We start from the raw sequence: 12324 nt of genomic DNA, 5'->3' as shown, positions 1-12324 counted from the left end.
CTGACCCAACGCTCGTCCAGGAAGGCTCGACATGCCGGGCTCCGAACTCTATGAGAAATTCATGGCGCTGCACACCCGCGACGGTGGCCTCGTCATGCCCAACGCATGGGACGGCCTCTCGGCACTGATGCTGGCCGATGCCGGCTTCGAGGCGATCGCGACATCGTCCGCGGCGATCGCCGCCACGCTCGGCCGCCTCGACGGGCGTCACGAAGTCACCCGCGAAGAGCACCTTGAGCACGCGCGCCTGCTCGCCCGCCTCACAGGACTGCCCGTCAACGGAGACTTCGAGGACGGATACGGCGACATGCCGGAAGACGTCGCAGCGACCGTCGAGGCCGCAGTGGTCTCCGGCCTGGCCGGTATCGGGGTGGAGGACACCTCGGGCGATCCGGAAAAGCCGATCCGTGACTTCGACGACGCGGTCGATCGGGTACGCAGCGCCGTTGCCGCCTCGAAGGGACGCATCGTCGTCACCGGCCGCACCGACAACTTCATCCAGGGGCGCCCCGATCTCGACGACACGATCCGGCGCCTGACGGCCTTCGCCGAGGTGGGCGCAGATGTGGTCTACGCGCCGTTCCCGCCCGACCTCGACGCACTCGTCGCGATCGTCACCGCGGTCGCCCCGACACCGGTCAACGTCCTGGTGTCTCCGTCGGACCAGGTGCTGACCGTCGCTGAGCTGCAGGCGGCCGGGGTCAAGCGCATCAGCCTGGGTCCGTTGCTCTACACCCACGCGATGGGGGCGGTCGACGAGGCCGCGAAGGCACTCCTCGCGGGCGACCTCGCCTCGGCGACGACGGGCATGGAGTTCGCCCGCGTCAACGAACTGCTCGCCCGCGGCAAGAGCTGACCCGATCAGCACGAATCACTGACTCTTCATCAGCGATCACATCACAAAGGCAGGATGACATGGATCTCGACAAGCTCATGAACAAGCACCTCACCAGGTACTTCGACCCCAGCAAGACGATCCCGGAGGAGACACTGCAGCAACTGCTGGGCTTCCTGCGCTCGACGCCGTCGTCGACGAACGTGCAGCCCAACCACTTCTACGTCCTCGCCACGCCCGAAGGCAAGGAGCGGCTGGCGGCCAACCTCGGTGAACGGTTCCAGGACAACAGCGAGAAGATCCTGAACGCCTCGCACACCGTCATCCTCACCACCAGGGCGGATCTTCCGGAGGGCCACCTCCAGGCGGTGTTCGACAAGGAGCGGGCCGACGGCCGGTTCCCCGACCCGGCCAAGCAGGCGCGGTGGGAGTCGATGACCCGCGACTTCCTCAACCTGCGCAACTACGGTTACAAGGACCTGAACCACTGGATGGAGAAGCAGACCTACCTCGCGATGGGCCTGACCATGATGGCGGCCGCCGAGCTCGGCGTCGAAGCCATGCCGCTCGAAGGGTTCGACCCGACCAGCGTCGACAAGGCGTTCAAGATCCGCGAAACCGGGCACACCACGACGGTGCTGCTGGCCCTCGGCTACCCCGACCCGGCGAAGGCGTACGGCAGCCCGATTTCACGCTTCGAGACCGACCAGCTGTTCACGTTCGTCTAGACGACCGCGGCTCCGGGACTCCGCAGACTGCGGACCCACCTGGTCCTCGAGGCCGGCTCATCCCGGAGAGCCGGACCGGCGGCCGGCGCTGCCGGTCAGCGGCAGCGGGTTCCCCGACCTGCGTGATGCTGTCGAACTGCTCGGCACCGGTTGCTGGTGGTGGGTGCCGACGACAGCCAGGCCGCCACCGGGCAGGACGCCTTCTCACCGACGCCGAACGGCTGGGCGGCACCTTCCGCGGCGTCTCGGGGGCGGCAGGTACGCAGGCGGCGCGGAACCTGCCGTCGGCGGCAGCGCTGCCGCCCCAGGCGCTGCGGATCTGGAACCGGTCGGTCGAGCTGAGCGCGAGGACAAAGATCTACCTTAGAGGCGTGCGGAATGTCCCTATTCGACACCGCTGCCGGATTTGAATTCCCGGCCCGAACCTCCTGGTCGGCCGGACCGAGTGAGAGGACAAAGATCCACCATGAAGGCGTGCGGAGTGTCCACGGCAGAGACGGAAGTCTCCCTGCTGGAACTGCCCGAACCGTCATCTCCCGAGCCGGGCCAGATCCTGGTCGCGGTCGAGGCCGCCGGGGTCGGCCCCTGGGACGAACTCGAGATCGACGCCCGCTGGGACGTGGGGCTGCGCCTCCCCGCGGCGCTGGGGGTGGAGGGCGCAGGCAAGGTGGTGGCCGTCGGTCCGGGTGTCACCCGGTTCGCCGTGGGCGACCGCGTGCTCGCGCACGAAGCCCCGCTGCCCGGAGGAAGCGGCTTCTGGGCCGAACGCGTTCTGATCGACGCGGATCACGCGGCGGCCTGCCCGCCAGGACTGGACGCCGCCAACGCAGCGGCGCTGCCCGTCAACGGACTCACCGCGCTGCAGGCCTTGGAGAAGCTGGACCTCAAACGGGGACAGCGGCTCCTGATCACCAACGGAGGCGGCGGCACCGGAGCCCTGGCCGTCCAGCTCGCCGCGGCCCAGGGCGTCGAGGTGACCGCGACCGCATCTGCTGCCGCTGCGGAGCGTCTGCTCGGTCTGGGAGCGACGAAGGTCGTCGACTACCACGACCCCAACTGGTCGGCCACGCTGCACGGCGGGTTCGACGCTGCCCTCATCGTCGCCGCCGGCACGGCGGCCGCGGCGCTGCCCCTGGTGCGTGACGGCGGCCGGCTGTGCTCCCTGACCTCGGACGCGCCACCGGAGGAACGAGGCATCACGAGCTGGGACCTCTACATCGAGCCCAACGGTACGCAGCTTGCCCAGCTGGCGGAGCAGGCCGCAGCCGGAACCCTGCAACTCGCACCGGAGCCCCTGCCGCTGAGCGAGGGACCGGCCGCATTCACCCGGGTGGTCGCCGGACGAGCCGGCGGAAAGAAGATCGTCCTCATTCCAGCATGACTATGTCGGGCGCCGACCGGTCCGGGTGCCGGGCCACGGCACGTGGCCAAGCCGTCCCTGCACCCGCTGCCCACTGACGCCGGGCCGCAGGGGGCAGCTGTGGGCCGGAGCAGCTACGCACTCGAATGGGTTGGTCATCGCCGCGCACGCGGCCCTGGCTCTGCGCACCGGGCCGGACGACCGCACCCATCGGGCCGGACATGACGTCACATGGTGGCGCCCGGTACGCACACCGCCCCGTCGACGTCACGACGGAGCCAGACCGAGATTGCACAGAAGGAGGAAACATCCATGAAAGCGATCGTGGTCACGGATTCCACTGCGGGAACCGCGGGGATGACACTGGCTGAACGACCCGACCCGAACACGGCGCGGCTCGCCAGCCTGGACGGTGCGAACTACGGCGACGTCGTCGTCGAAGTTCATGCCTCCGGGTTCACCGCAGACGAGCTGGAGTGGCCCTCGACCTGGGTCGATCGTCTCGGCCGGGATCGCACACCCTCGATCCCCGGACACGAGGTGGCGGGCGTCGTCACCTCTCTGAGCTATGGAACAGCAGGGCTGTCGGTCGGGCAGCGCGTGTTCGGCCTCACGGACTGGACCCGCGACGGCACCCTCGCGCAGTACGTCGTCGTCGAGGCACGCAATCTCGCGCCGCTGCCCGCAGACGTCGACTTCACGGTCGGCGCGAGTGTCGCGATGACAGGCCTGACCGCCTGGCAGGGGCTGTTCGAGCACGGACACCTCTCGGTGGGGCAGAGCGTGCTCGTGCACGGCGCCGCCGGCGCGGTCGGATCGATGGCCGCCCAGCTCGCCCGAGAGGCCGGTGCCCGCGTCATCGGCACCGGACGCGCCGCCCACCGCCAGAGCGCACTCGACTTCGGCGCGCACGAGTTCATCGACCTCGACAGCGACACACTGGAAGACGTCGGCGGAGTCGACCTCGTCTTCGACGTATTCGGCGGCGAGATCGGCGTCCGATCGGCCCAGCTGGTGCGAGGCGGAGGAACATTCGTGACCGTCACCGGCCCGCCTGAGGTGCGTCCGGCCGACGGCATGGCGGTCGACTTCGTCGTCGTCTCCGACCGCGCACAGTTGGGCGAGATCGCCCGGCGGGTACGGGAGGGACGTCTGCGGACGCATATCGGCCAGGTCGCCAACCTCGACGACGCTGTCGCCGCCTTCAACCCGGCCCGGAAGGTCAACGGAAAGACGATCATCCGCATGCAGTGAAGGGATCGGTTTCTACCCGGCCAAGAGCCGAGCGGTCGGCACGCCAGGAGGAGCTGTCTGACGCGAGTTTCGCCTGCATCTCGGATATTGACGTCATCCACCGAAAGATCCTTGAAAGGACGCGGCTCAGCCATGTACTCCAGGAACTCGGCACACTTCCGTGTGCCGCCCGGAGTCTGCACGAGAAAGTCATCTGCAAGGAATTCGCTGAAGCGCTGGTCATCGCTGTGTTGATCAGACCGAACGTAGTCATTGTTCAGCTGCTCAAGGATCGTCAGATCGCCGGAAGACGACTTGACATCATTCACATTTCCTGAGCCCATCTGCGTGGTTCGGTTTCTGAGGAGGTGGATTCTCGTTCCGCCGAAACGCACGCTCAATCGTCGTGACCGACTGAGGGCCGCCGACGAGGTGAAGATCCCACACCGCAACTGGCTAACGAGTCCACGAGAGAGACCCTGGTAGCCGAGAAGCCGACTGCAGTGTTCCGTCGCCACGCGTAAGGTTGACGGCTACCACGATACGTCGTTCCAAGTGTACCCTTTTCCCTGAACCACCCCAGAGTTCCCAAAACTATAGGGCTGTACGACGGTGGTAGTGGCTACGCTCATCGGAGCGGTACCAGCACAGCGAGCGATGCAACATAACGGCATGTATGCATTGTTGGAATGCTGAGTCAGGCCGACGAGTTGCAGTCGCCTCTTCAGGGAAATGCCAGAGGTGAACGTCGCCGGCCCGAGCGGCTCGGCCGCCAATTCCTTTCCTGCGACGCAGCGTTGCAGCAGTCACATGGAGCCTCCCATGCGCGTGTTCGTCACCGGAGCCAACGGCAGCATCGGCTCAGTTGTAGTTCCCGAACTCATCGCTGCTGGTCACGAGGTCCTCGGCCTCGTCCGTTCCGATGCCTCGGCTGCGGCCGTCTCCGCTGCCGGCGCGACGCCACTCCGCGGCGACCTCGCCGACCTGGAAAGCCTCCGTGCGGGCGTCGCCCAGGCAGAAGGCGTCATCAACCTGGCCTTCGGGAACGACTGGAGCAACTTGCAGCCGTGCATCGACGCGGAAACACAGGCCATCCAGACCCTCGCGGACGCACTAGCCGGGAGCGGCAAGCCGTTCGTGCATGCCGGCCTCACACCGATGATGCCGGGCCACATCTCCACCGAGGACGACCCCGACACCACCGACGGACCCGTCGGTGGCCGTGGCCGCAACTCACAGGCGGTGCTGGCCCTGGCCGACCAGGACGTCCGCTCCTCTGTCGTGCGACTGCCGCGCTCCGTGCATCAGCGCGCGTCGCATTACGGCTTCTGCTCGGTGCTCATTGCTGCCGCGCGGAAATCAGGCGTGTCAACGTACGTCAGCGATGGCACGCAACGCTGGCCGGCGGTCAACCGGCTCGACGCCGCCCGGCTGTTCCGCATCGCACTCGAGGACGCTGCGCCCGGTACGGTCCTGCACGCTGTTGCCGACGAGGCCGACACCATGCGGTCGCTGGCCGAGACCATCGGCGACGTCCTCGCGATGCCGGTCGAGGCGACGTCGCCAGACAGCTTCGGCGTCATAGGCCAGATGTTCGCCCTCGACATGCCATCCTCAAGTGTGCTGACCCAGAAGCGGTTCGGCTGGGAGCCCGCCCACCCCAGCCTGATCGCGGACCTCACCGCTGGTGACTATCCCGCCTAAGCCTGATCATTGACCTCGCTGCTGTTTCAGGCGGACGTGTTCGGTGAGGGTTTCGGTTCGTTTCACGGTCTTCCCAGACTCAAGGCCGGCAACCCACCGAGGGCCCCTTGCCCTCCGTGCGGGCGGCCTCCTGGTCTCCGAGAGTCTCGTCGCGGGCGCGGTCGAGTTCGGATTCCGCCATGACGGCGAAGAAGGCGAACAGGGCCGGTGCAGTGTCCGTCAGGATCGCACTTGCCCCAGAGGGCCGGTGAGGAACTCCAGCTCAACCTCGGCGTCGCGCACCTCGGCCAGCTTGAGGAGCTCGAGGGCGTCGCGACCGAGCCGCGCCATCGCCTGTACGACGAGGGTGACCTTTTCGCCCAGCGATCGGTACTCGCGGGCCGCGGCACTTCCCACCCGCCTGGTCGCCGGACGGACACCGGATCAAAGCCGAACTCGACTCCAGCCGCCGACCGGAGAAAACCTGGGTCTACGGCGGCCTGCGACCTGCCGACGGCCAGGCCCTCACCATGACCGCATCCTCACCCAACGGCGTCTTCTACCAGCAGTTCCTGCAACAGATCGATGACAACAACCCGACCGGCCAGATCAGGATCGTCACCGACAACCCGTCCAGCCACAACAGCCTGTCCACCTGTACCTGGCACCGCGCCCGCGAGCAGCCAACTCAAGTCCTGCGCGAGGCCATGGATCTGGAGCAGGCCGGCACCGCCAACCCGACGACTACGACGTCGATATGTGTACAGACTTTGAGGAATCCCGCGCTAAAGGCGGGAGGATAGGGAACGACGCCGTCGGGGAGGGTGCGGGCTGCGCCGGCTGCGAGCCCGCGCCGGACAGCTCACGGTCAACTGACCGGGATCTACAGCAGCCCTGACAGCTTGTCACATGGCTGTCGGCACTGCCTGGCCTGAGCCGTTCCGGCCCCGACCCAGGCCCTGGCTCCGGCCCCGGCTCCGGGGCCCCGCGTCCTGCCCGGAAGCCCCTCCCCCGTCAAGTCACGTCGCCGGGGCGTCCGTTCCCCGGGGGTCGGCCTCTGTCCACACTCACCCCGTGATGGAGGCCCGGAAGTGGTAGCGGTCGCCACGGTACGCGGCTGCGGTGAGTTCGAGGGGCTGTCCGTTCTGGTTGAAGGCGAGCTGGGTGGCGACGAGCACAGGAGTCGCGTCCGTGATTTCGAGCAGTCGCCGCTCCTCCGCCGTCGGGTGGCGGGCCTCCACGGAGTAGTCGGCGACCTTGGGCAGTTGTGGCGGGTCGGCGCGGCGGAGTGTGGCGAAGAGCGTGTCCTTGGTGAAGTCCGTCTCCGCCAGCTCCGGGCACAGGGCGAGAGGCAGCCGGTTGTGCTCGAGCACCACGACGATGTCGTCCAGGTAGCGCAGTCGGCGCATCTCGAAGAGCGCGGCTCCCGGGCCGACCTTCAGCTGTTCGGACTCCTGAACCGTGGCAGGCCGGACCCTGGCCTCCAGGACCGAGTCGCGCAGCCGTAGTCCCTGCTGCTCGGCGTAGTCGGCGAAGCCCTGCACCGACTGGGCCGCCGCCCGACCGGGTGCCGACGGAGGCGCTGTGGGGGCGACTCGTTCGTAGCCCTCGGCGAGGAACCATCCGCGGGCCGGCGCGGACTCGATGACCTCGCGCTCCGCGAGTTCGTTCAGGGCGGAGCGCAGGGTGACGCGCGAGACGCCGTACCGGGTGGCCAGTGCCCGCTCCGACGGCAGTCGGTCTCCCGGTCGGGCACCCTTCTCGGCGATGTCGTCCAGGAGGCGTCCGGCTACCTGGGTGTACAGCGGCAGAGCGTCCCCGCTCAGCAGCCCTTGGGGAATACCACGATCCGAAGAAGACATACCAGATGTATACCAGTTTGGAGCAGACCAGTTCAATACCAATTACAGACCATTGACGGCCGCTAATGAGACCAGTACCGTTCCAGTCACGTTTCCGAAGGCGCGCCGACAGATGCGGCTGAGCCCTTCGGAGAACCCTGGAGCGATCATGTGGAACCCCTTGGATGAAGTGGTCCGCCGCCAGAAGGCAGGCGAACCGCACGGCATCACCTCCGTCTGCTCGGCCCATCCGCTGGTCATCGAGGCAGCGGTCCGCCAGGCCCTCGCCTCGGGAGGCACCGTCCTCGCCGAGGCGACCTCCAACCAGGTGGACCAGTACGGCGGCTACACCGGCCTGCGGCCCGAAGACTTCCGGGAACTCGTGCACGGCATCGCCGTCGAACACGGGCTGCCGCTGGACCGGGTCGTGCTGGGCGGTGACCATCTGGGACCCAACCGGTGGCGGTCACTGCCCGCGCAGTCGGCGATGGCCGAAGCGGACGAGCTCGTCGCGGCCTACGTCCGGGCGGGCTTCACGAAGATCCACCTGGACTGCAGCTTCGTCTGCGCCGACGACGCAGCTCCACTGACCGACAGCCTGGTCGCCGAGCGCACCGCACGCCTGGTGCGCGTGGCCGAGACCACCGCGGGTGACTCCGCCGACGCCCTTCGCTATGTCATCGGAACCGAGGTGCCGGTGCCGGGAGGGGCGCACGAGACGCTGGAAGGCATGGCCGCCACCAGCCCGCAGGCGGCTCGCGTGACGCTGGAGCACAACCGGCGCGCGTTCGAGGAGCACGATGTGACCGCGGTGTGGCCTCGTGTCATGGCCCTGGTCGTACAGCCCGGCGTGGAGTTCGACCACCTCCAGGTGTTCGACTACCGGCAGGAGCGGACCGCCGAGCTGCGCACGGTCCTCGCCGACGAACCCGGCATGGTCTTCGAAGCCCACTCGACCGACTACCAGACGGTGGACGGACTGGCCGGACTGGTGGAGGACCACTGGGCGGTGCTCAAGGTCGGCCCCGGCCTGACGTTCGCCCTGCGCGAGGCCCTGTTCGCGCTGGCCGACATCGAGGACGAACTCGTACCGGCCGAATCCCGGTCCCGACTGGGCGAGGTGGTCGACCGGCGGATGCGTGACGAGCCCTCCTGGTGGGAGGGGTACTACGGGGGCGACGCCGACGATCAGCGGCTGGCCAGGCGCTACAGCTACAGCGACCGCATGCGTTACTACTGGCCCGACCCCGAGATCGCCGCGGCGCAGGACCGGCTGTTCACCAACCTCTCGGGCCTCGACATCCCGCTCCCTCTGCTGAGCGCCCACCTGCCCAACCAGTACCAGCGCGTCCGGACCGGGGCCCTGGCCGCGGCGCCGCGGGACCTCGTGGTCGATCACGTCCGTGACGTCCTGCGCGACTACGACCGTGCATGTCGAAGCCATGACAAGGAGTACGCGTGAAGACCACCACCCAGGACCTGGTGCCTCAGGACTGCGGGGCCGACCACACCACCGCCGAGATCGTCCAGCAGCCCGACGTGTGGCGTGAGGTCGGGGCGATCATCGCCGGTGGACGAGCGTCCCTGGACGCCTTCCTCGCACCCCTGCTCGCCGACGAGGACCTGCGGATCGTCCTCACGGGAGCCGGTACCTCGGCCTTTGCCGGAGAAGTCGTCCGGGCCGCGGTCGCGCGCGCCACCGGCCGACGCACCGATGCCGTTTCCACCACCGACATCGTCGCCGACCCCCACGCGTCCTTCCCCGACGACGTCCCCACGCTGCTCGTCTCGTTCGCCCGGTCCGGGGACAGCCCCGAGAGTGTGGCGGCGACCCGGCTGGCGGACCAGGTCCTGGCACACGTGCACCACCTCGTCATCACCTGCAACAGCGCCGGGCAGTTGGCACGCCTCCACGGCGAGAGCGCCTCCTCCCACGTCCTGCTGATGCCCGCCGCGTCGAACGACCAGGGCTTCGCCATGACGTCGAGCTTCACCGGCATGCTCCTGGCGTCCCTGCTCGCCCTGGGCGCGCTCAGCACGGACGCCATCGAGGCCCCCGCCACGGCGGCCGAGCACATCACCGCGGGCGGCATCGGCCCGCAGATCGAGGCGCTGCTGGCCCGCGCACCCGAACGGCTGGTGTACCTGGGCAGCAGCAGCGCGCTCAAGGGGCTGGCCCAGGAATCCGCCCTGAAGCTGCTGGAGCTGACCGGAGGCGCGCTCGTGGCGTCCTCGGAGTCCTCACTCGGCTTCCGCCACGGCCCCAAGTCGGTCCTGAACGACCGTACGGCCGTCGTCGTCTACGTGTCGAACGACCCCTACACGCGCCGCTACGACCTCGACATCCTCGCCGAACTGCGCGCGGGGCTGCCGCAGGGCAGCGTCGTCGCCGTCTCCGCGTCACGGGACGGACTGCCCGACGACGGCACCTGGCTGCTTCCCGGGCTCGCGGATGTCGACGACACCGTCCTCGCCCTTCCCGCGGTGCTGTGTGCGCAGTTGGTCGCGCTGCACGCGTCCCTGCACCAAGGCATCCGGCCCGACAACCCGTTCCCCTCCGGAGAGGTGAACCGCGTGGTGCAGGGCGTGACCGTGCATCCGCTCCCCCAGCGACGCGACGACGTCGCCTGACAGCGTCCAGACAGAGCCGAGCGGAGGAACAACGATGTTTCTGGGTGTGGACGGCGGAGGCACCAAGACGGCCTTCTGCCTCATCGACGGTGCGGGCGCCATCAGGGCCCGGGCGGTCGCGGTGGGAGCCTACTACTTCGCGGACAACGCCACCGGGGGTGTCGAGCACGTCGCGCAGGTCCTGCGCGAGGGAGTCCGGGCCGTGACGGAGGACGCGGGCATCACGCCCGCGGACATCGCCTACGCGTTCCTGGGCCTGCCCGGGTACGGGGAGGTGCCCGGCGACGTCGCCGCGCTGGACGCCGTCCCCGGCGAGGTGCTGGGCCACCGGCGCTATGCGTGCGACAACGACATGATCTGCGGCTGGGCCGGATCCCTCGGTGCGGTGGACGGCATCAACGTCATCAGCGGCACCGGATCGATGACCTACGGCGAGCGCAACGGCCGCGGTGTGCGCACCGGAGGCTGGAGCGAACTGTTCAGCGACGAGGGGTCGGCGTACTGGATCGCCGCCCGCGCGCTGAACGTGTTCTCCCGGATGAGCGACGGCCGGCTGCCCGAGGGTCCGCTCGCGGAGCTCCTGCGCCGCCATCTCGATCTGACCACGGACCTCGAAGTGATCGACGTCGTGCTCAACCGGTGGCAGGGGCACCGCAGCGAGATCGCCTCGCTGAGTCCCCTCGTGGTGGAGGCGGCCGGGCTGGGCGACACGCAGGCAGCCGCCGTCCTCACCCAGGCCGGACAGGAACTGGCCCTGCTGGTGGACAGTGCGCGCCGCCGACTGGGCTTCGCCGCGACCGAACCCGTCCCGGTGTCGTACTCGGGCGGAGTCTTCGGCTCGGCCGCCGTACTCGACGCGTTCACCACCGAACTCCGCGGCGGCACAGCCCGCTACGAACTGCGCCACCCCCTGTTCGAACCGATGGTCGGCGCGGCCCTCTACGCGGCGAAACTCGCCGGAACCCCGCTCGACGACGCAGCGCTCGCCGCCCTGCGCTCCACCTCGGAGATCACCACCACGGAGAACCGCCATGCGTGACCAAAGAAACTGGATCCTGTACGCGGGACTGCTCGTCCTGTTCTGGGGCGTCTGGGGAGCGTTCTCGAGCCAGCCCACCGAACGGTACGGCTACCCGAACGAGATGATCTACGTCATCTGGGCCTTCACCATGCTGCTGCCGGCGGCCGTCGCGCTGCGCCGGGAGCGGTTCGACCGGCGGCCGATCGCCGCGGTCTACGGGCTCGCGGCGGGACTCACCGGGGCGGGCGGTCAACTCCTGCTCTTCCAGGCGCTGTCCAACGGTCCCGCCTATCTGATCTTCCCGGTGGTCTCGCTCTCCCCCGTGATCACCGTCCTGATGGCCGTGGCCATCCTCAGGGAGCGGATCGGACGACTGGCCGTCATCGGCGTGGTCGCCGCGCTGATCGCCATCGTGCTCATCAGCATCCCCGCGGGCGACCACGGCTCGGCCGGCACCGGGTCCTGGCTGCTGCTGTCCATCCTCATCTGCGTGGCCTGGGGCGCCCAGGCGTTCTTCATGCGCAAGGCCGCCCTCGCCGGCGTCAACGACGCCACCACGTTCGGGTGGATGACCATCAGCGGTCTGCTGCTCGTCCCCGTGGCCGTCCTCATGATGGGCGGGCTGCCCGACGCTCCGTGGCAGGCTCCGGCACTCACCGCCGCTACCCAGGTCCTCAACGCCGTGGGGGCGCTCTTCCTCGTCATGGCGCTCAGCCGCGGCAAGGCCAGCGTCGTCGCACCGGTCACCAACGCCCTGGCACCCGTTCTCACCATCGTGCTGTCGCTGGTCATCTACCAGACGCTGCCCACGATATGGGGGACGATCGGCATCGTCCTCGCCCTCGGCGGATCCACTCTGATGGTGTACGCCGACGAGAAGCGCGAAGAGAGCCCCGAACCCCGGGTTCCGTCGGCGCCGCTGGCGGGCCCGTAGGCACCCCGCTCTCCGGTGGTTCGGATCACGCCAGGCCCACGCAGGTCGGCCTGATCCG

Annotated in this window: 13 protein-coding genes; 11 read left to right on the top strand and 2 right to left on the bottom strand. The window is 68.6% G+C overall.

What is annotated here, in order from left to right; translation table 11 throughout:
- The first annotated feature begins 31 nt into the window (after nucleotides 1-31).
- From ABT085_RS05270 to ABT085_RS05245, 6 genes are all read left to right on the top strand, one after another.
- A complete protein-coding gene (locus tag ABT085_RS05270) occupies nucleotides 32-856 on the top strand; it encodes an isocitrate lyase/PEP mutase family protein (RefSeq protein WP_351602375.1) in 825 nt (274 codons plus the stop codon).
- Between the two features lie 59 nt (nucleotides 857-915).
- Nucleotides 916-1563, top strand: a complete 648-nt coding sequence (locus tag ABT085_RS05265) for a nitroreductase family protein (protein WP_351602373.1) — start codon at nucleotides 916-918, stop codon at nucleotides 1561-1563.
- A gap of 481 nt (nucleotides 1564-2044) precedes the next feature.
- Nucleotides 2045-2944 carry an NADP-dependent oxidoreductase gene (locus ABT085_RS05260; RefSeq protein ID WP_351602371.1) on the top strand — a complete coding sequence of 300 codons (900 nt, stop codon included), beginning with the start codon at nucleotides 2045-2047 and terminating at the stop codon, nucleotides 2942-2944.
- A 291-nt stretch (nucleotides 2945-3235) separates the two neighbouring features.
- Entirely contained in the window at nucleotides 3236-4177 is a 942-nt protein-coding gene (locus tag ABT085_RS05255) for an NADP-dependent oxidoreductase (RefSeq protein WP_351602369.1), read from the top strand.
- Entirely contained in the window at nucleotides 4174-4494 is a 321-nt protein-coding gene (locus ABT085_RS05250; RefSeq protein WP_351602367.1) for a hypothetical protein, read from the top strand. The genes ABT085_RS05255 and ABT085_RS05250 overlap by 4 nt, the downstream gene beginning before the upstream one ends.
- A gap of 484 nt (nucleotides 4495-4978) precedes the next feature.
- Nucleotides 4979-5860 carry an SDR family oxidoreductase gene (locus tag ABT085_RS05245; RefSeq protein WP_351602365.1) on the top strand — a complete coding sequence of 294 codons (882 nt, stop codon included), beginning with the start codon at nucleotides 4979-4981 and terminating at the stop codon, nucleotides 5858-5860.
- Between the two features lie 219 nt (nucleotides 5861-6079).
- Here the strand turns inward: ABT085_RS05245 and ABT085_RS05240 are convergent, their stop codons facing one another.
- Complete coding sequence (locus tag ABT085_RS05240; RefSeq protein WP_351602363.1) at nucleotides 6080-6256, bottom strand: hypothetical protein; 177 nt, start codon at nucleotides 6254-6256, stop codon at nucleotides 6080-6082.
- A 113-nt stretch (nucleotides 6257-6369) separates the two neighbouring features.
- Here ABT085_RS05240 and ABT085_RS05235 point away from each other — a divergent pair, with 113 nt between their 5' ends.
- Nucleotides 6370-6642: a hypothetical protein gene (locus tag ABT085_RS05235; RefSeq protein WP_351602361.1), complete on the top strand. Its 273-nt coding sequence runs from the start codon at nucleotides 6370-6372 to the stop codon at nucleotides 6640-6642.
- Between the two features lie 264 nt (nucleotides 6643-6906).
- Here the strand turns inward: ABT085_RS05235 and ABT085_RS05230 are convergent, their stop codons facing one another.
- Nucleotides 6907-7701: a GntR family transcriptional regulator gene (locus ABT085_RS05230; protein ID WP_351602359.1), complete on the bottom strand. Its 795-nt coding sequence runs from the start codon at nucleotides 7699-7701 to the stop codon at nucleotides 6907-6909.
- A 169-nt stretch (nucleotides 7702-7870) separates the two neighbouring features.
- Between ABT085_RS05230 and ABT085_RS05225 the strand changes: the two genes are divergently transcribed.
- Genes ABT085_RS05225 through ABT085_RS05210 form a run of 4 tightly spaced genes read left to right on the top strand, consistent with a single transcriptional unit; the run spans nucleotide 7871 to nucleotide 12266 of the window.
- A complete protein-coding gene (locus tag ABT085_RS05225; protein ID WP_351602419.1) occupies nucleotides 7871-9142 on the top strand; it encodes a D-tagatose-bisphosphate aldolase, class II, non-catalytic subunit in 1272 nt (423 codons plus the stop codon).
- Nucleotides 9139-10311, top strand: a complete 1173-nt coding sequence (locus ABT085_RS05220) for an SIS domain-containing protein (protein WP_351602357.1) — start codon at nucleotides 9139-9141, stop codon at nucleotides 10309-10311. Before ABT085_RS05225 ends, ABT085_RS05220 begins: the two co-directional genes overlap by 4 nt.
- Nucleotides 10312-10345: 34 nt before the next feature.
- Nucleotides 10346-11350, top strand: a complete 1005-nt coding sequence (locus tag ABT085_RS05215; protein WP_351602353.1) for an N-acetylglucosamine kinase — start codon at nucleotides 10346-10348, stop codon at nucleotides 11348-11350.
- Nucleotides 11343-12266 (top strand): DMT family transporter, encoded by a 924-nt coding sequence (locus ABT085_RS05210; RefSeq protein WP_351602351.1) that lies wholly within the window; start codon nucleotides 11343-11345, stop codon nucleotides 12264-12266. Before ABT085_RS05215 ends, ABT085_RS05210 begins: the two co-directional genes overlap by 8 nt.
- Nucleotides 12267-12324 lie beyond the last annotated feature (58 nt).

Source organism: Streptomyces sp. NPDC002265 (assembly GCF_040296125.1).
In the GTDB taxonomy this organism is placed as follows: domain Bacteria; phylum Actinomycetota; class Actinomycetes; order Streptomycetales; family Streptomycetaceae; genus Streptomyces.
Note: the sequence above shows the minus strand (reverse complement) of the source record. Positions and strands in the feature narration are given on the sequence as shown.

Excerpts from the sequence above, each read along its gene's own strand:
- ABT085_RS05215 (WP_351602353.1), top strand. The coding sequence starts at position 10,346 with ATGTTTCTGGGTGTGGACGGCGGAGGCACCAAGACGGCCTTCTGCCTC.
- ABT085_RS05235 (WP_351602361.1), top strand. The coding sequence starts at position 6,370 with ATGACCGCATCCTCACCCAACGGCGTCTTCTACCAGCAGTTCCTGCAA.
- ABT085_RS05230 (WP_351602359.1), bottom strand. The coding sequence starts at position 7,701 with ATGTCTTCTTCGGATCGTGGTATTCCCCAAGGGCTGCTGAGCGGGGAC.
- ABT085_RS05265 (WP_351602373.1), top strand. The coding sequence starts at position 916 with ATGGATCTCGACAAGCTCATGAACAAGCACCTCACCAGGTACTTCGAC.
- ABT085_RS05255 (WP_351602369.1), top strand. The coding sequence starts at position 3,236 with ATGAAAGCGATCGTGGTCACGGATTCCACTGCGGGAACCGCGGGGATG.
- ABT085_RS05210 (WP_351602351.1), top strand. The coding sequence starts at position 11,343 with ATGCGTGACCAAAGAAACTGGATCCTGTACGCGGGACTGCTCGTCCTG.
- ABT085_RS05245 (WP_351602365.1), top strand. The coding sequence starts at position 4,979 with ATGCGCGTGTTCGTCACCGGAGCCAACGGCAGCATCGGCTCAGTTGTA.
- ABT085_RS05270 (WP_351602375.1), top strand. The coding sequence starts at position 32 with ATGCCGGGCTCCGAACTCTATGAGAAATTCATGGCGCTGCACACCCGC.